Annotated in this window: 14 protein-coding genes; 5 read left to right on the forward strand and 9 right to left on the reverse strand. The window is 56.2% G+C overall.

What is annotated here, in order from left to right; genetic code table 11:
- Positions 1-13: 13 nt before the first annotated feature.
- Complete coding sequence (locus tag GHO42_RS03455; RefSeq protein WP_153327085.1) at positions 14-5,137, forward strand: NEL-type E3 ubiquitin ligase domain-containing protein; 5,124 nt, start codon at positions 14-16, stop codon at positions 5,135-5,137.
- A gap of 2 nt (positions 5,138-5,139) precedes the next feature.
- Here the strand turns inward: GHO42_RS03455 and argR are convergent, their stop codons facing one another.
- The 7 genes from argR to acs all read right to left on the reverse strand — a co-directional run bounded on the left by argR (position 5,140) and on the right by acs (position 12,871).
- Entirely contained in the window at positions 5,140-6,120 is a 981-nt protein-coding gene (argR, locus tag GHO42_RS03460; protein ID WP_095003236.1) for a transcriptional regulator ArgR, read from the reverse strand.
- 115 nt (positions 6,121-6,235) lie between these two features.
- Positions 6,236-7,000, reverse strand: coding sequence for an ABC transporter ATP-binding protein (locus tag GHO42_RS03465; protein ID WP_095003237.1), 765 nt, complete (start codon positions 6,998-7,000; stop codon positions 6,236-6,238).
- A 23-nt stretch (positions 7,001-7,023) separates the two neighbouring features.
- Positions 7,024-8,136, reverse strand: coding sequence for a succinylglutamate desuccinylase/aspartoacylase family protein (locus tag GHO42_RS03470; protein ID WP_095003238.1), 1,113 nt, complete (start codon positions 8,134-8,136; stop codon positions 7,024-7,026).
- Between the two features lie 3 nt (positions 8,137-8,139).
- The gene (locus GHO42_RS03475; RefSeq protein ID WP_095003239.1) at positions 8,140-8,838 is read right to left on the reverse strand and encodes an ABC transporter permease; all 699 of its coding nucleotides are present in this window, start codon (positions 8,836-8,838) and stop codon (positions 8,140-8,142) included.
- Positions 8,835-9,524, reverse strand: a complete 690-nt coding sequence (locus GHO42_RS03480) for an ABC transporter permease (RefSeq protein WP_095003240.1) — start codon at positions 9,522-9,524, stop codon at positions 8,835-8,837. Before GHO42_RS03480 ends, GHO42_RS03475 begins: the two co-directional genes overlap by 4 nt.
- 105 nt (positions 9,525-9,629) lie before the next feature.
- Positions 9,630-10,403 carry an ABC transporter substrate-binding protein gene (locus GHO42_RS03485; RefSeq protein ID WP_095003241.1) on the reverse strand — a complete coding sequence of 258 codons (774 nt, stop codon included), beginning with the start codon at positions 10,401-10,403 and terminating at the stop codon, positions 9,630-9,632.
- Between the two features lie 512 nt (positions 10,404-10,915).
- Positions 10,916-12,871, reverse strand: a complete 1,956-nt coding sequence (gene acs / locus GHO42_RS03490; RefSeq protein WP_086798394.1) for an acetate--CoA ligase — start codon at positions 12,869-12,871, stop codon at positions 10,916-10,918.
- 415 nt (positions 12,872-13,286) lie between these two features.
- On the opposite strand from acs, the gene GHO42_RS03495 reads away from it, so the two are divergent.
- From GHO42_RS03495 to GHO42_RS03505, 3 genes are all read left to right on the forward strand, one after another.
- Positions 13,287-13,550: a DUF2790 domain-containing protein gene (locus GHO42_RS03495; protein WP_095003243.1), complete on the forward strand. Its 264-nt coding sequence runs from the start codon at positions 13,287-13,289 to the stop codon at positions 13,548-13,550.
- A 141-nt stretch (positions 13,551-13,691) separates the two neighbouring features.
- Positions 13,692-13,949 (forward strand): heme utilization protein, encoded by a 258-nt coding sequence (locus GHO42_RS03500; protein WP_095019707.1) that lies wholly within the window; start codon positions 13,692-13,694, stop codon positions 13,947-13,949.
- 503 nt (positions 13,950-14,452) lie between these two features.
- Positions 14,453-15,703, forward strand: a complete 1,251-nt coding sequence (locus GHO42_RS03505; protein ID WP_016782118.1) for a ribonucleotide-diphosphate reductase subunit beta — start codon at positions 14,453-14,455, stop codon at positions 15,701-15,703.
- Positions 15,704-15,782: 79 nt separating this feature from the next.
- Here GHO42_RS03505 and GHO42_RS03510 read toward each other — a convergent pair whose 3' ends face one another.
- Entirely contained in the window at positions 15,783-16,829 is a 1,047-nt protein-coding gene (locus GHO42_RS03510) for a hypothetical protein (RefSeq protein WP_153327084.1), read from the reverse strand.
- Positions 16,830-17,438: 609 nt separating this feature from the next.
- On the opposite strand from GHO42_RS03510, the gene GHO42_RS03515 reads away from it, so the two are divergent.
- Positions 17,439-17,756, forward strand: coding sequence for a helix-turn-helix transcriptional regulator (locus GHO42_RS03515; protein ID WP_095003246.1), 318 nt, complete (start codon positions 17,439-17,441; stop codon positions 17,754-17,756).
- 9 nt (positions 17,757-17,765) lie between these two features.
- On the opposite strand, the gene GHO42_RS03520 is transcribed toward GHO42_RS03515, so the two are convergent.
- Complete coding sequence (locus GHO42_RS03520) at positions 17,766-18,794, reverse strand: MBL fold metallo-hydrolase (RefSeq protein WP_095003247.1); 1,029 nt, start codon at positions 18,792-18,794, stop codon at positions 17,766-17,768.
- Positions 18,795-19,018 lie beyond the last annotated feature (224 nt).

Genomic DNA, 19,018 nt, shown 5'->3' on the forward strand with positions numbered 1-19,018 from the left:
ACGAGTACCGGACATGCCCGATCCAACACCTCTTGCGCCCCTGAAACCGCCCCCTGAAAAAGGGTTAACAGCGGCGAACCGACTCCAGACCATCCCCCACTTCACGACCATTGCCGAGGCCATGCCGCCCTGGGCCACGTCCCTGGGCCGACCGACCCTGAACGCATTGAAAGGGACGTCCCCCAGCCTTCACCCAACCTTGAGGACCCTCACGCCCGCTCAGGGCGACACCTTGCGCAAAACGTTTGCAGCGCGATGGGCCGCCCGCAACGATGTTGAAAAAGACCTGGCAAGGGTCGTAGATGTTCACGGGTTTGCGGCGCCCTTGCTGAACAACCTTATTAAACGCCAATATCAGCTGGACCTGGATGTACACAACACCTTTATCAATCTGTATATCCCGAACTACCTGCCTGTCATCGGCCTGCGCGAAAGCGGTACCACGACCTGGCGCGTGTCCCTGCTAGACGCGGCCCTGCACAACTTTGAACTGCATGAAACCCTGCCCTATGCCTACCTCTCAGGCTCGGGGTATATCAGCCGCCCCGATGCCCAGGGGCATTTCAAGCAGCTCAATCACATCACCGAGCACATGCCCGTCCAGGCGTTCACGGCCTTGTGCCGAACACTGAATCTGGGCGCCCGCTACAAGGACCATCTCACGCGCCATCTGGGTCTTGACGATCATGGCAGGCAGTTAAGGCTGAAAAACAAAATACTGGACAGTCAACGCGCCGACCTGAAGGCCGATCTGACCTACGCCGTGATGACCAGACAGATCGGCCTGCCCCTGTATGAGTCACTGGATGCCTTTCTCATAGGCCTGGACAACCGTTGGCTGACACATCGCCTGACAGTGCTCTCCCTCGACATCGAAAGCCCGCTGATCTTCATGCCGGTACATCAACGATCGGTAGTTGCGTACATACCCCACGACCCCCTGCATCCGGTCAAGGAATACTCATCGATCGGCGAGTGCATGGCGCATCTGACCGAACGCCTGAAAAGCACTTCCTACCAGCATTTCTTCAGCCGCTTCGTCGCCCACGACCGATTGGGGGCTTTTCTGGAGGGTCTTAAAAGAACCTACTGGCAGGTCATCCCCGACACCCCCATCGCACCGGGCGCAACGCTACCAGACGCACTGGTTGCGCAAACCCTGATACCGATCGAAAAACCCGCAATTGAATACCTGCTGGTGCCGATACCTGATGACCTCTGGGAAACGCTTTACAGCAGGCAACTGGCAAAAATTTTCAACGATGCCAAAAGCCTCGCCGTGTCGACCGATGCCGAAGACCGCAAAACCCGTGAGGCACGCCTTGAACGCCTGAAAGGCATTGGCATGGCACTGCTGAATGCCGCAGCCTTTGTCATCGCGCCTTTTGTACCTGTCGTCGGCGAACTGATGCTGCTGCAAATGGCCTGGCAACTGCTGGACGACACCTATGAGGGTATCCACGACTGGGTGCAAGGCAAGACCACTGAAGCATTCGAACACCTGTTCGGGGTGCTGGAGAGCGGTATCCAGGCAGGTTTTTTTGCGGCGGGCACAAAAGTGCTGGGAGGCTTGCTGCCCAAGCCATCCGCCTTTGTACAAGGCATGAAACCTGTCACCTGCAACGATGGCGCCACTCGATTGTGGAACCCTGACATCAGCGCCTACCACCACGACCTGGCCCTGCCCGAACACCTCGCGTCCGACGAACTGGGCCTGCAGTACCACCAGGACAAAACACTGCTGACCCTCAGTTCCGGGCAGCAAGCCCGACACACGCTAGTACTGGACAAGACCGAAAGCGCCGGCCCTTATACTTTGCGTCACCCGACACGGCCCCACGCCTACGGCCCCCGGATGCAGCACAACGATGAAGGCGCCTGGCTGATGGAGGGTGAGCGCCCGCAAACCTGGCAAGGCTCGATCCTTATGCGTCGGCTCGGCCCTGTCGCCGAGGGCTTCAGCGATGCCGAGCTGGAAAAGCTGCGAATTATCAGCGGCACCGATGAAGGCGTGTTGCGAAGGGTTCACCTGCATAACGAACCGACTCCGCCTCTGCTCAAAGACTGTATGGCACGACTGAGGATCCAAAAACAAAATATCGAGGACATCACCCGTATTCGCCAAGGGCGAGCCCTTTCAACCAAGGGGAACTGGCTGGAAAGCCTGCCCACCGAATTACCCGGCTGGCCGTCAGACAAAGCCCTGAATGTCTTTGTCGATGAAACCCTCAGTGGCATGGCCCATGTCTACGGTGCCCCCGAGGCACTCCCCGAGGACTCTCTCAGGATTTCTCAGCAGGACATCAAGAACGGCAAACTGTGGCCCCTGATTGTCGACAACTTCAACACGCCACAACTCGATGCCCTGCTGGGCCCGCGCGCAGCAAAGACAGAAGCCGTCAACACCCTGCAGGCCAAGGTGTCCGACTACGCCCGGCAACGACGGGAAGACATCTTCGACCATCAGTACGCCAGGGAGCGCCAGACAAAAAACCCGGCAGCGCGATTGATAGAAAGCACCTTTGCGCACCTGCCCGCCCCTGTCACCCAAGCACTGCTTGAGACCACCAGCACGCTCGAGAAAACCGCCCTCCTCGAGAATGGCAGAATCCCCCTGAGGGTAAAAAATCTGGCCACCGAGCTGGAACACCAAACCCGCATAGCTCACGCCCAGGAGGGACTGCTTGAAGATGACCTGCTGACTCCAGACGGCGAAAAACTGGCCATAAACATCCTGAAAACCTACACCGATGCGATCCACGACCTTCATCTCGAGGTGCGCGATCTGGTCGTTGACGGCACCTTGCGCTGCAGCCATGCCCCCAAGGACGCCAGGCACACCCGAATACTGGTTCGTAAAGGTCCGGACGCCTATGATACCTACGATGGCGAGCATGCCCTGCTGCATCCAGCCTCGCGCTTTCACGGTGCGCTGATGAAGGCGCTCCCCGAACGCAACAGCGAGCACCTGAAATCCAGGTTCGCCATTGGCCAGAACTTCAAACAATGGCTGGCAGATAAGTACAGCGCCCCCGGTGAAATCCGAACGGCACTTGATCTGCCATCCCCGGCAGCTTGCGTGGCAACCGAAAGCGAAACCCTGTTGCGCGGCGCCGCCAGCAGCCGGGTCAATACCACGCCTGCAGCCAATCCCTTGCAGGAACGGGTCAAGGCCCTCTACCCCTATCGAAATAGCGACGAGATAGCGTTGATCACGGCGCGAATCGACAGCGAGCAGGCCCTTGAACACCTGCGCGCCACCGAGGAGGAAAAAGACCAGCTTTTCGAGACACTGGACAACTGGATCAGCGCTGCGATCGGCGTCACCACCGACAACGCATTGCCACCCAACCTTCATGGTTTAAGGCGCCTGATAGGCTCCAGAATAAAGAACTCCTGGCTATCGGCCGACAAGGTCCATATCAACAAAACAGGACAGGCTGCCATAGTGGCCGAACTGGACTTCAGCAGCACCCTATTCGGCCATGCCGGCACCGACAGCCTGGTTTTAAGCCGCCCCCTGAGCCATGTAGGCCTGCTGAGGCTCGACGATTGCAGCTTTTCCCCAAACCAGGGCGACTTCCTGACCTACTTTCCCAATCTGAAGGTACTTTCGCTCAACGCCAACGACCTTGAAACCCTGCCCGAGACACTCGATACACTGCCGCACCTCAGGTCGCTGCACCTTGCCCATAACCGCCTGACCCTGAACGCCGGGATGCAGAGTCAGCTCAAGCACCTTACCCGTCTTCAACACCTTGATCTGGGTCACAACCCTCTTGGCAGCCCTTTGGCCGTGGGGCATATGCCCGAACTCAGGACACTCGTACTGGAGAACACCCGCATCACTCAATGGCCCCCGGGGTTGTTCGACCAGCCACGACCGAAGGCTTTCAAATTGAACCTGCTGGGCAATGAGATCCATACCGTGCCCGACTACCCCGATCAATCGGCCGAATCCTGGTTGATTGCCAATGCCCGCCTTGAACGCCAGAAGCTCGACCTGGAGAGTCAGGACCGTGTCACTCAGTATCGCCGCGCCCTTGGCCTAGACCCTCATCGCACTTATCCGCCACGAGGGTCAGAGCAAAGCTCATTCTGGTTGTTCGGCCCTCCCGGGTCACAGGTATCCATGCAGGAACTCTGGGAGACTCTAGAGCAAGAGCATGGCTCACAGGGTTTTTTTGAAGTCATCGCCCGAATGGAAATCCCCCCGGACGTATTTGAAACACCCTCTGACCAAATTGCCTATCAGGAAGGCCTGGGAGATTTGACGCAGAAAGTCTGGCGCTTGATCGATGCTGCCAGTAACGACACCCGCATGCGCGAGCTACTGTTCACCATGGCCAGTTCGCCCACCAATTGCGCCGACGCCGGCGCCCAGATATTCAATGCCATGGGCCTGGAAACCATGGCCCATGAGTTCTATAACGCCCGAAGCACACCACTGGAACTGGAAAAAAACCTGATAACGCTGGCACGCGGCAAGGCCCGGCTGGCCAAGATCGGTGACATTGCCCGGGCTGATGTGGCGCAACGCGTCAGGCCTGTGAGTGAGGGCGGCCAGGGCTTGAGGTTTACCAGCGAAGTGATCGATGGTGCGCCCGGAACGGTCGACGAAGTCGAAGTCCACACCGGCTACCAGACCCGGCTGAGCACAAGCCTCGAACTGCCCTGGGTACCCAACTACATGGTCTACAGGATGACTGCCCAGGTGGGCGATACGGAGTTTGTCAGGGCCTATCGCCTGATTCATGAGGGCGAAGCCGGTGACGGGCTGGTCAATCAGATCCTTGATGTGCCCTTCTGGGAGACCTACCTGAACAAAACTTACGCCTCGGAACTGGACGCCAACGCCAGCCTCTTCGAACAGAAGGCCGAGTGGCTCGAGCAGCTCAGGGAGCTGCAGGATAATTGGGTTCGCTCGGATACGCGCCTGGAGCAGCGCCATGCAGGGCAGCGTGTCGAGCTGCAGGAACTCGCCCTAAAACTGGCAGTGCCTGAGCCTCAGGTATTCACCTCCGAGCCCATGAATGACAAGCTCTACTACCGGATCTACAGCCAGATCGCCGATGAACGCAAAGAGCTCAGCCGGCAGTTGACCCGTCAGGCTCTGACCAAAGCCAGGCTGACCTGACCTCAGCCGCGCTCGGCCGGGGCCGAAGACAACTCGAAAGGGCTGCTGCTACGGCGCTGATTGCGATCTTCACGGGGAGTCGCACCAAAGAAGTTGCGATAGGCGCTGGAGAAATGCGGCCCCGACGAGAAACCGCAGGACAAGCCGATCTGGATGATCGACTTGCTGGTTTGCATCAACATCTGCCGGGCTTTATTCAGGCGCAGTTCGAGGTAGTACTGACTCGGCACGCGATTGAGGTACTGCTTGAAGATACGCTCCAACTGACGACGGGAAACGCACACATGCTGGGCGATTTCGTCGGTGGTCAGGGGCTCTTCAATATTGGCCTCCATCAGCAACACAGCCTGGGTCAGCTTGGGATGGCTGGAGCCAAGACGGTTCTGCAGCGGGATACGCTGACGCTCACCGCCTTCACGGATGCGCTCGACCACCAGCTCCTCGGACACCGCACCGGCCAGTTCGGCACCATGATCGCGAGCCAGCACCGCCAGCAACAAATCGAGTACCGACAGCCCGCCGCAAGCGCTCAGGCGATCACGATCCCAGTCGAACAAATGACTGGTGGCGATTACTTTGGGGAAGCGCTCGGCGAAATCGTCCTGCCAGCGCCAGTGCACGGCCGCACGGTAGCCATCCAGCAAACCCAATTGCGCCAGCGGGTAGACACCCGCCGACAGCCCGCCAATCACGCACCCTGCCCGCACCAGTTGCTTGAGCGCACTGCTCAGGGCCGAGGTCAGGGCGGCAGGCGGCTCATCCGCCAGCAAAAACAGCTTTTGGCAACCTTCAAGCTTGCCGTTCCAGGGCTCACCCGGCAATTGCCAGGCACCTTCAAGCGGTGCCTCGGCCTGCAGGAACAACAACTCGTAGACGACTTCAGGATGCACGCGCTGGGCAACACGCAACGCTTCCTCGGCCAGCGCCAGAGTCAAGGCTTTGGTGCTGGGCCAAATGAGGAAACCAATTCGATGGGCGGTCATGGCGTGCTATCCGGAACGAAAACGGGAATAAAACCTGTGCACCCAGCCTGGGCCAGCTACGTGGGATGCGGAGCATGACCTATTTTGGTGCACAGCGGCAGTCTTAAAATTGCAGTTATTTCAAGCTGCCCGACAGAAACTGCTGCAACCGCTCGCACTGCGGGTTAACCAGCACTTCACGCGGGTCACCGCTTTCTTCGACAATACCTTTATGCAGAAACACCAGTTGGTTCGACACTTCACGGGCAAAACCCATTTCGTGGGTCACCACCACCATGGTGCGACCTTCCTGGGCCAGATCCTGCATCACCTTGAGCACATCACCCACCAGCTCAGGGTCAAGGGCCGAGGTCGGCTCGTCAAACAGCATGACCTCAGGCTCCATCGCCAGCGCACGGGCAATTGCCACACGCTGCTGCTCGCCACCGGACATATGCCCCGGGTAAGCATCCTTGCGGTGCGACACGCCTACTTTCTGCAGGTAATGCTCAGCCTTGTCACGGGCTTCGGCCTTGGACATGCCCAGTACATGCACCGGCGCTTCCATGATGTTTTCCAGCGCGGTCATGTGCGACCACAGGTTGAAATGCTGGAACACCATCGACAGGCGCGAGCGCATGCGCTGCAACTGCTTGGGATCGGCGGCCTTGAGCGCGCCGTCCTTGTTGGCAATCAGCTTGAGCTCTTCACCATTGAGCAGGATCTTGCCTGCATGGGGTTGCTCGAGCAGGTTGATGCAACGCAAAAAGGTACTTTTGCCGGAGCCACTGGAACCGATGATGCTGATCACATCACCTGCCTTGGCGGCCAGCGAAACGCCTTTGAGCACTTCATGACTGCCATAGCGTTTATGCAGGTCTTGGACTTCAAGTTTGTACATGCTGTCGGTTCTCACAAAAACAGTCAGTCGTTGAGCAAGCGCCCGTGACGCAAAGGCTTGCGCCCCGCCACTTTAGCCAGCCAGAAACCGGGTTGGGCATAGCGCAGTCGCTCAACGGCAAATAACACACCGGCGGTGCCCGCGCATACCGTACTGACCCGGTCAGATAAAGGATCAATCACTTCAAACAGCGGCTCGCCGGGCTCAACCCAAGCGCCCACCGGACGTAAAAAACTCACCACACCGGGGTGCGGTGCAAACAACAACTCAGTGCCTTCAAATGGCATGCCTTCACATGCCTCATGCTGCGCTGCAGGCCAGTCACCTGTGATCAGGCCCTGTTCGGCCAGAAACGCCAGAATGCCCTCGGCATAAGCCTCGGCCTGCGGGCGGCCGGTGTCCGCCTGCCCGCCCAGCTCCAGGGTGGTCGACATGCAGGCCAAAGGGATCTGCGCATCGGCAAACTGGCGCTGCAAACGCAGCCAGGGCACTGAGCAGGCTTCATCGAAGGAGCTGCCACCCGAGTCTTCAGCCAACAGCCCAACCCGCACACCCAGATGCGCAGCCAGCGAACGCCACTGCGGCCAATGCTGGGGCAAGGCGTACAGATGCAGTGCGGCATCGGTCTCGCAGTGCAGATCCAGGACAATGTCTGCATCACAGGCATGACTCAACAAAACACGCTGCATACCTTGCAACTGACTGACCGGATCTGGCAACTCGGACAATATATCAAGCATTGTCTGACGGATCAGTCGGGTGTTGGCGTGAGGATCATCCCCCAGGCGACCTGCCAGCCTCTGCGCTACCGGCTCACTCAACTCGACGAAATCGCGGTTGAAGTTTTTGCCGCTGCCAAACTCGAAACGTCCCTGATGACTGCCTTGCAGCAACTGGCCGAGCCCCAGGGGGTTGGCCACGGGCACCAGTTCGATCACGCCATTCAAAGCACCCCGGGCTTCAAGTTCGCTCAGGCGCTTTTTCAGTTCCCAGGCACAACGCATGCCCGGCAGTTCGTCTGCATGCAGGCTGGCCTGGATATAGGCTTTGCGCTCACCTTCACCGAAACGGAACACCGTCAAGTGACGCTCGGAACCCAGGCTGCTCCAGGGCAGCAGGTGATCGATACGCTCCATGACTCAGGCCTTGCGCGGGGCCATATAGCCCAGCCAGCGGCGCTCGGCCAGTTTGAACAGGCGCACCAGAATGAAGGTCAGGCACAGGTAGAAAGCACCGGCCGTGATGTAGGCCTCAAACGGCAGGTAGTACTGGGCATTGACGGTACGCGCAGCGCCCGTAATGTCGATCAGGGTCACGATGGAGGCCAGACTGGTGGTCTGCAACATCATGATCACTTCATTGCTGTATTGCGGCAGAGCCCGGCGCATGGCCGACGGCAGCAAAATGCGGCGATACATCTTGGAACGGGACATGCCCATTGCCTTGGCCGCTTCAATCTCACCATTGGGCGTGGCCCGCAGGCTGCCGGCTATGATTTCGGCGGTATAGGCGCTGGTATTGATGGCAAACGCCAGGCAGGCACAGAAGGTGGCACTGGACAACAGCGGCCACATAAAGCTGTCACGAATCACTTCGAACTGGGCCAGCCCGTAGTAGATCAAGAACAGCTGCACCAGCATCGGCGTGCCGCGAATCACGTAGGTGAACAGCCAGGCCGGAAAGTTGACCCAGGCCTGCTTGGAGACCCGCATCAACCCCAGCGGCACGGCTGCCAGCAGGCCGAAAAACAGCGAGATACCCAGCAGTTTCACGGTTTCCAGCATGCCGCTCAAGTACAGCGGCATGCTGGCCCAGATGACGTTGTAGTCAAAGATCATAGATCAGCCGCCCTTACGCCTACCGAGTAGCGCTTCTCAAGTTGTCGCAATGCCAGCAGCGAAACACTGGTCAGTACCAGGTACATCGCCGCAACGGCCAGGAAGAAGGTGAACGGCTCGCGGGTGGCATCAGCCGCCTGCTTGGCCTTGAACATCATGTCTTGCAGGCCCACCACCGAAATCAGTGCAGTCGCCTTGGTCAACACCAGCCAGTTATTGGTAAAGCCAGGGATCGCCAGGCGAATCATCTGTGGCACCAATACCCGGAAAAACACCTGAAACGGACTCATGCCATAAGCCATGCCGGCTTCAGCCTGCCCCTTGGGAATGGCCATGAAGGCCCCACGAAAGGTCTCGGACAGGTAGGCACCAAAAATGAAGCCCAGGGTGCCGATACCGGCCGCCAACGGGTTCAAGTCAATGTAATCGTCGTAGCCCAGCATCGGCGCAACGCGATTGAGCAGGTCCTGACCGCCGTAGAAAATCAGCAAAATCAGCACAAGGTCGGGAATCCCGCGGATTACCGTTGAATACAGATCGCCCATCCAAGCCAGCCAACGTACCGGCGACAAGCGCAACGAAACACCGATCAGACCTAGAACAATGGCCAGGGCCATGGACGACAAGGCGAGCTGAAGCGTCAGCCAAGCGCCATCGAGGATGACAGCCCCGTAGCCTTTCAACATGATTCCGGCCCTCTAAAAAATAGCTCGAAAATGGGGGAATAAAAAATGGCGCAAACTTCAGAGATTCTGTCGCTTGCGCCATTTCGGACGTACCGCTGCGATGTATTACTGACCGTAAATATCGAAGTTGAAGTACTTGTCCTGGATTTGCTTGTACTTGCCGTTTTCACGCAGAGCCGTGATAGCAGCGTTGATCTTGTCTTTCAGGGCGTCGCCCTTGCGTACGGCGATACCCACGCCATCACCAAAGTACTTGACGTCGGTGAATGCCGGGCCCGCGAATGCGTAGCCTTTGCCAGCCGGGGTCTTCAGGAAACCGTCTTCCAGCAGGGTGGCGTCTGCAACGGTGCCGTCGAGACGACCCGCTTCCACGTCCAGGTAGATTTCGTTCTGCGAGCCGTAAGGAACGACAACGGCACCTTTAGGCGCCAGAACTTCCTTGGCGAAACGGTCGTGAATCGAGCCGCGCTGTACGCCGATTTTCTTGCCTTTGAGTTCATCAAGGCTGTCGCTGACCACAGTACCTTCCTTCATCACCAGGCGGGCTGGCGTCAGGTAGTACTTGTTGGTGAAATCAACGGACTTCTTGCGGTCTTCGGTGATGGACATCGAGGACAGGATTGCGTCGATTTTGCGCACTTTAAGTGCCGGGATCAGGCCATCGAATTCTTGCTCGACCCACACGCACTTGACCTGCATCTGCTCGCACAGTGCATTACCGATGTCGTAGTCAAAACCCACGATACTGCCATCCGGGGCTTTGGAAGCGAACGGAGGGTAAGCCGCTTCAATACCAATTTTCAGAGGTTTGTCAGCAGCAAAAGCCTGCAGGGACAGCACGGACAGTGCCAGGGCGCCAAGAAGCACGAGTTTCTTCATCTTAGGACTCCATCGGTAAAGGCAATAAAAGCAGAGTGAGCCTGAGCCCAATATGCGGAGGTTAAACCGGGAATGCGGCGCCACGTCCTACTGGCGTTGCACTGTGACCAGCACAACAACGACGAGCGGGTGATCGGCATTCTAACGACAGGCTTCAAGCCGTTATTTCTTCAATGCGACAACTAGTTACAGATGCACCGAAAAAAGCGACTCCAGGCATTGACAGCTCTTCATGTTTATGCAAGAGCAAAAGACATAGAACCTATGTGAGTTGCAAATAGCGGGCCTATTATTCGCAAAGCCTTCTATTCCGGCAAGTGCAGCGTTTCATCTTATTTATTCAGGAGCCGAAAAGGGCTCTAAAACGGTGCTTTGAGTATCAGAAGGCCCCGCTAACGGGCAACCGGTTACATCTGCGGTAACACATAGTCGGCTCCCACAGGATCTGCAGTTGCCCAATAAAAAGCCCCGCCAGGTTATGCCGGACGGGGCTTGGTAACCTTCAGGCCATGTTACGCGACCTTCATGCCTTTATGGGTATCGATCAAGTGCTGCACCACACCCGGGTCAGCCAGAGTAGAAATATCACCCAGACCGTCGTATTCACCGGTAGCTATCTTGCGAAGGATACGACGCATGATTTTGCCCGAACGGGTTTTCGGCAGGCCGGGCGCCCACTGGATGACATCCGGCGAAGCGATCGGACCGATCTCTTTGCGCACCCAGTTTTTCAATTCAAGGCGCAACGCCTCACTTGGCTCTTCGCCACCATTGAGGGTGACATAGACATAAATCCCCTGCCCTTTGATGTCATGGGGCACGCCAACCACTGCAGCCTCTGCCACTTTAGGGTGGGCCACCATTGCGCTTTCGATTTCAGCAGTCCCCATCCGGTGGCCGGACACGTTGAGCACGTCATCTACACGACCGGTGATCCAGTAGTAACCGTCTTCGTCACGACGCGCGCCGTCGCCGGTGAAGTACATGCCACGGAAGGTCTTGAAGTAGGTATCGACGAACCGGTCGTGATCGCCATACAAGGTGCGCGCTTGTCCAGGCCAGGAGTCCAGAATCACCAGGTTACCTTCAGCGGCCCCTTCTATAAGGTTGCCAAGGTTATCCACCAGCCCTGGCACCACACCAAAGAACGGACGCGCTGCAGAGCCTGGCTTGAGTGCATGCGCCCCAGGCAGCGGGCTCATCATGCAAGCGCCGGTTTCGGTCTGCCACCAGGTATCCACAATCGGGCAACGCTCTTTGCCGACCGTTGTGTAGTACCAGTTCCAGGCCTCAGGGTTGATCGGCTCACCCACCGAGCCCAGCAAGCGCAAGCTGGAGCCATCGGCATCCTTAACCGCCGCCTGACCTTCGGCCATCATCGCGCGAATGGCTGTAGGCGCGGTGTAGAGAATATTGACCTTGTGCTTGTCGACAATTTTCGAAACGCGGGTAATGTCCGGGTAGTTCGGCACACCTTCGAACAGCACGGTGGTTGCGCCGTTGGCCAATGGCCCGTAGACGATATAAGTGTGACCGGTCACCCAGCCGACGTCCGCCGTGCACCAGTACACCTCGCCCGGGCGGTAGTCGAACACGCGTTCGTGGGTCAACGCCGCATAGAGCAGATAGCCACCCGTGGTGTGCTGCACACCTTTGGGCTTGCCGGTGGAGCCGGAGGTATAAAGGATAAACAAGGCTTCTTCTGCGCCCATTTCTTTCGGGGCGCAGTGAGTCGAGGCCACGGCCATCAGGTCGTGGTACCAGATATCACGATGCTTGTACCAGGCGATGTCCCCGCCGGTACGCTTGAACACGATGATCTTCTGAACGCTGGAGGTATCCGGGTTGGTCAGTGCCACATCGACATTGGCCTTGAGCGCGGTACGCTTGCCGCCACGCAGGCCTTCGTCAGCGGTGATCACTACCTTGGATTTGCAGTCGATGATCCGGCCGGCCAGCGCCTCTGGCGAGAACCCACCAAATACAACCGAGTGGATTGCACCGATCCGGGTACACGCCAGCATGGCGACCACAGCCTCAGGCACCATCGGCATATAGATGGTGACTACGTCACCCCGGTGCACATCCTGACCGCGCAAGGCGTTGGCCAGCTTGCACACCTCTTCGTGCAGCTCACGGTAGGTAATGTTGCGCTGCTCGGAAGGATCATCCCCTTCCCAAATGATGGCCACTTGATCGCCGCGCTCGGCAAGGTGACGGTCCAGGCAGTTGTAGGAAACGTTGAGAGTGCCGTCCGCGAACCATTTGATATCGACATGATGATCGTCGAAAGAGGTCTGTTTGACGGTGGTAAAAGGCTTGATCCAGTCGAGGCGCTTTGCTTGTTCGCGCCAGAAGCCATCCGGGTTGACGACGGACTGCTGGTACATCGCCTTGTAGGTCGCCTCGTCAGTCAGCGTATTGGCAGCGACTTCAGGGCGTACGGGATACAGGGAAGCGGCACTCATGTTTCATACCTCAATGCTTGTAGTTGTTGTTTTATGACCCTGTTTTAGCCGGGCCAGGCCGTGAGATCCATTCGACGTTGGTAGTAAGAAACACGCAGAAAAGTCATGGTTTTTCTGCGCAAGGCTCAAGCACAGTACTTACAGCGATTTCCTGCTCGTCACGCGCCTTGTAAACGTCAGAAATGAGCTCTGTTTTCGACGATTGTTGCAGAAACTGTCAACAGTCTTTATCAAAACTCCCTCTATATGCCCGCACGGCACAGGCCTAAAATTCATCTCGCCAACCAAGGCACCGCGATTAACCCAAGTTACAGCCCCCACGAAGGCAAGTTAAGTCGCTCTTCAATACTCAGTTTCACGCACAGCCTCACAAGGGCTGTGTGACCCCACTCGACCTAAAACAGGTAACTCTGAAATGAAAGCGTTGTTAGTTCTGGCCCTGAGCAGTGTGTGTCTGACCGCCATGGCTGAGGAAGTGAACACACAAGCTGCGCACCCGCAACCTGCCGTCGAACAGTATTCCTACTCATCCGAACTGGACATCGCCAAAGTGATTTCCATGAGCGAAATCCCCAGCGTTTGCGAAGTTGTGCCAGCCCAGATGGTCTACGAAGACTCGCAGGGCAAGCAGCACACCCTTGAATACCGTGTCATGGGCAACGGCTGCTCCAACGGCTGATTAATAACCTGCGATTTATTCCAGCGTTAATCAACTCACTTATTCACGCGAACCAACGCGGTGTTTAATTGCAACTTTCAACCTGGCTTATATAACTTTGAAACGTTGCCCGCCGCGCATGTATCGCCCGGGAATTATCTAATGAAACGTTCTTTGATAGTGGCTTTCAGTTTGTCTGTTCTGGCCAGCTCAGCTTTTGCCGCTGACGGTTATGACCGTACCCACGCCGCCACTTTTACTGAAGATGGCTACAACAGCACCCGCTCGGCCAATTTTGCCGAAGACGGCTATGACAGCACCCGCTCGGCCAGCTTTGCCGAAGACGGCTATGACAGCACCCGCTCGGCCAGCTTTGCTGAAGACGGCTATGACCGTACCAACGGCCATCGTCTCAGCTAACACCGCTTCGACCTGACGCCCGGTAGCTGCCGGGCGTGGTCTGCCTTGCAACAAATCTCCCTTCCCTCCCGCTCATGCCACAGGTCATTTGGTCGCCCAGACCCATGACAAAAAAACTTCTGCCCCGGCAAACCCTCGCCCAGCCGCAGCCTTGCTTAAGCCCTGGACAAATTTAGGGCGTTTCGTCGCATCTCCAGCAAAAAAACTGGCTGAAATACCTTGTGCAAAAGCCTTATACTGCGGCCATCAAAAAGGCTTGGCATATCCCCTTCGCGGGCTAAAAAACCACGCTGCTACGGCCTCAAGGCCCAGGGCAAGTGCAGGCACGACCTCCTTCCCTGAACGACAGCGGTACAAGCCAACGTACACATTCATGTTTTTGCGTGAGCACAACGCTACTGCAAGCAACATTTCTTAGATCCAAGTGGCCTATGGCCGCGTAAAAACCAAACCATAAGTGTTTTCACGCAGCTATCAGGCCCTCACGCAGGAGACGACACGTCATGCTGAGCTGGGACGAATTCGACAAAGAAGACGAAGGCGAAGTCGCTGTTAAAGGCGCCAACGCAGGCCACGCAACCGAAGCCAACATGGACCGCCTCGACGCCGCTGGCGGCGTAGCTGCCCAGGAAGCCCGCGCAGTCACGGCTACCGACTCGGCCGCGATCATTCGTGCCAAAGCCGCGCTGGACAACCTCGACATTGCTGAAGGTCTGGCCGAACTCGAAGGCGCTTCCGCCCGTGTAGCGGTTGACGAAAAAATGATGATCAACTGCCGCGCCGACCTGAACCAGCTGGTACCGTTCAAGTACGACTGGGCGTGGCAGAAATACCTGGACGGTTGCGCAAACCACTGGATGCCGCAAGAAGTCAACATGACCGCCGACATCGCCCTCTGGAAAAACCCGGAAGGCCTGACCGACGACGAGCGCCGCATCGTGATGCGCAACCTGGGCTTCTTCTCGACTGCCGACTCCCTGGTTGCCAACAACCTGGTACTGGCCGTATACCGCCTGATCACCAACCCGGAGTGCCGCCAGTACATCCTGCGCCAGGCTTTCGAAGAGGCGATCCATACCCACGCCTACCAGTACTGCATCGAATCGCTGGCCATGGATGAAGGCGAGATCTTCAACATGTACCACGAGATCCCGTCGGTTGCTAAAAAAGCTACCTGGGGCCTGAAATACACCCGTTCGATCTCTGATCCGAAGTTCGAAACCGGTACTGTCGAAACCGACAAAGAGCTGCTGCGCAACCTGATCGCCTACTACTGCGTTCTGGAAGGCATCTTCTTCTACTGCGGCTTTACGCAGATCCTGTCGATGGGTCGTCGCAACAAAATGACCGGGGTTGCCGAGCAGTTCCAGTACATCCTGCGCGACGAATCCATGCACCTGAACTTCGGCATCGACGTGATCAACCAGATCAAAATCGAAAACCCGCACTTGTGGGACGCTGAAATGAAGGAAGAAGCTTCGCAGATGATTCTGCAAGGCACCCAGCTGGAAATCGAATACGCACGTGACACCATGCCACGCGGCGTATTGGGCATGAACGCAGCGATGATGGAAGACTACCTCAAGTTCATCGCCAACCGCCGCCTGTCGCAAATCGGCCTGAAAGAAGAATACCCGGGCACGACTAACCCGTTCCCATGGATGAGCGAAATCATGGATTTGAAGAAAGAGAAAAACTTCTTCGAAACACGGGTCATCGAATACCAAACCGGCGGTGCATTGAGCTGGGATTGATACACCGGGTTGGTTAAAGCCACACCGGGTAAATAAAAAGGGCCAACCATGTTGGCCCTTTTTATTGGCATCGAAATTTTCAATTACCCTTTATTAAACTCAAAAAGCCGGAATCCGCCTGCCATAGTGCGGCGAGTTTCGTGTGAGACTTTCCAGCAGCTTCCAGATTTCTCAGTTCTTCAACGGCTACAGCCCACCAAAGAGGCGTACACGCCTCAAGATAGGGTAATTGGCTACCCGCCTTACCCAGCAGATAGAGTTTGGCAATTTTTCGAGAGGTACTGCATTGCCCCCTCAATTTCCACCTCAGCTGTAAACGGTGACGCAGTGAGACCCTGGGAAGACGGTCAGGAACGGCAAATGATGCTTGCGGTAAACCCTCACGATAGCCCTCACCCTGCTTATTAAAAAAAGCCCGGTACATTGCATGGTGATAGTGCTTCACCGAGAAGTAATGATTAATGCAGTCATTGGCCGCAATCACTTTTCGACCATGCAGCATAAACGATATAGCAATTTGCTCAATCGTAAGAAGTGTTGCTCCATGATGAGCCCATTGATCAATCAAACAAATTACACCTTCAAAAATATGACCGTTGGTTTTGGTCATCCCGCAAACCCCGCTATTGAACAGCTTCAACCACGGTGCGGGGGCTTTATTTTCAGCGTCGAGCTGTGTAACCAGTTTACGAAACCCCAGACGCCGGGAAGCATCTGCCCAGCTCAACTCAAACTTATCCATCAAAAAATGATTGTCAGAGACCCGTTTAAACAACTGGGCCGGGTCTTTGAAAAAAACCGTATCGGTATCAACGAAAATGGTTTTGCCAGACAGCGCAACGCCCGCCTGGATAGCGCAAGCCTTACGCCGGTGATAATAACCGCCTGCCCCTTGCCAGGCGTCCAGCACCTCAACGCTCAGAGGCAACACGCTCACAGGCCAGCCATCAAATGCCTCAGGCTGATCAGTCATCAGTGTGATCGTAAAGTCAGCCGGATCTTTTCTGTAGCGCAACGCCGACAAAATACTGAATTTTGCTTCAAGCCGATAAACTTCTTTGCCGCCATACAGCAAATACAGGAGTTGATTGATACTGTTGGTGGGCTCACCTATGGCTTCCATCATCTTTTTTATACCGTTCTTGCAGATAAGGGTAAACGTTTAAACAGTCATCATCCGACTACTGAAAAACTGTTTAAAAGTTCTCTTTTACATTAACCGCACACACCCAGCTACAGAGAAAACCCCAGATACCTTTTGCAACTGACTTATTACTGATTTTCGCCGCAAGGCTCCCACCCTGAACACAACGTGGGTGTCCTCGTAGAAGGTGATGGCTGCTACAACAGTTACAAGTGTGCAAACTTTATGGGCATTATATTTTGATAGCGTCAATGTGCAGGCTAAGCACTGGGACATCCCTGATATGGGAACCAGTCTTAAGCTTATTTAAAATAAAAGAGTTAGGACGTTTCTGATTGCCACGAAGAAAGCTCTGCTAACCGTGTCCCCGCGATGACGTGAGCAACATGGCCGTTTTCCGCGAAAAGATTACACCCACCCCACTATCGAAATTTTCGACCCATGCTCTTCGCGCAAAAGCTCATAAAAATGCAGCCAGACAACAGATTTCGCCCCTCGGCACTTATCAAAAAATGAGTTTGTTCCGGCACCAAGATAGCTGTATAAAAACACAGTACATTTTCAAGCACTGACTCAGCCCTGGAGAAACCCATGCCTCATTCAGCCACGCGCAGTACGTTTGAACGTATCGTCATCAATCAATTTACCCCGCTGCACTGCTCGCAGGCCCGCGAAATGCTGGGCTGGAATCGCGAGTACCTGAGTGAGCAGTCCGGGGTTTCAGTCTCGGCCATTGAACGCTTCGAGTCACAAGCCCCCGTTCGCGACGTAACCCGGCTGGCCCTGGCCTATAGCCTTGAGGCGCAGGGCCTGGTGTTCTTTCCCGGCTTTACCCCCGGTCGCGGGGGAAATGTTCGCGGCACAACACCAGACCCGATGGGGCGCGAAGATTTTGCTCTGATCGAGTGAAATACGGCCCTATTGCCCTGGGGTTTCTACCTCAAGCCACCAGGCACGGCCCCGGTGAGGGGTTAGCAGATTGAAAGCCTCACCCATTTGTGGCGTTGTAATCAGCACTTTGCGTTGCTCTGCCAACGCCACAATGCGCTCAAACGGCTCGAACCAGGCATGAAAAGCCAGATCAAAGGTGCCGTTGTGAATAGGTAACAACCAACGCCCGTTGAGGTCGTTGTGCGCTTGCAGGCTGTGTTCGGGCTGCATATGCACATCGGGCCAGTCGGTGTTGTAGGCACCCGTCTCCATCAGGGTCAGATCAAATGGCCCAAACTGCTCGCCGATCAGCTTGAAACCGTCGAAGTAACCTGAGTCTCCACTGAAGAAGATTCGCACGTCATCAATGATCATGACCCAGGATGCCCAAAGCGTCTGGTTATGATCAAACAGGCCGCGGCCTGAAAAGTGCTGGGAAGGAGTCGCGATAAAGCGGATACCTGCAAGTTGGGTGCCCTGCCACCAATCCAGTTGCTGAACCTTGCTGGCTGGTACTCCCCATTTGACCAGCAAGTCGCCCACACCCAGCGGCGCCAAAAACTGCTGTGTTTTGGCGGCCAGTTGCAATACGGTTTTTTGGTCCAGGTGATCGTAATGATTGTGGGAAAGAATCACTGCTTCCAGTGGCGGGAGCTCATCAAGGCTGATGGGCGGCGCATGGAAGCGCTTGGGGCCAGCCCACTGGAACGGCGATGCACGCTCAGCATAGACCGGGTCGGTCAACCAGTACTTTCCCTTGAGCTTGAGCAGCAGAGTCGAGTGACCCAACCGGTACACACTGAAATCCGCAGCCTCGTCCAATTGCTCACGGGTCAGCGGTTTGACCGGGATCACACCTGCAGGGCGAGTGCTCGCAGGCTTTTGGAATATCATTCTCCAAAAAATGCCCAAGGTTTTGCCGATACTGGAAGGCGGCCTGACGCCAGCATTTTGAAATGCACCTTTATGACGCTCAGCGGGCTTAGGCCCCTCTGCACTGCTTGAGTCGAGTGCCATGGCTTGAAGGCTCCAGTCAAAAGTGATTAATACTCTGTTTACAGGCCTGTTAGAGGATGATCGACATTCTACTGGCATCCTTCTGCGCCGCAGCTTGCCCTCGACTTAATAAGCTAATCTAGTCCCCATAACTGTTTCAGAATTTTCGGAACAGATGGGGTGTATTCTCGACAAGGCTGACCGACCAGCCAACAATCGATAATGCAGTACCCGGCAGTTGCCAG

The sequence above is a fragment of the Pseudomonas sp. FSL R10-0056 genome (assembly GCF_009600105.1).
Taxonomy (GTDB): domain Bacteria; phylum Pseudomonadota; class Gammaproteobacteria; order Pseudomonadales; family Pseudomonadaceae; genus Aquipseudomonas; species Aquipseudomonas bubulae.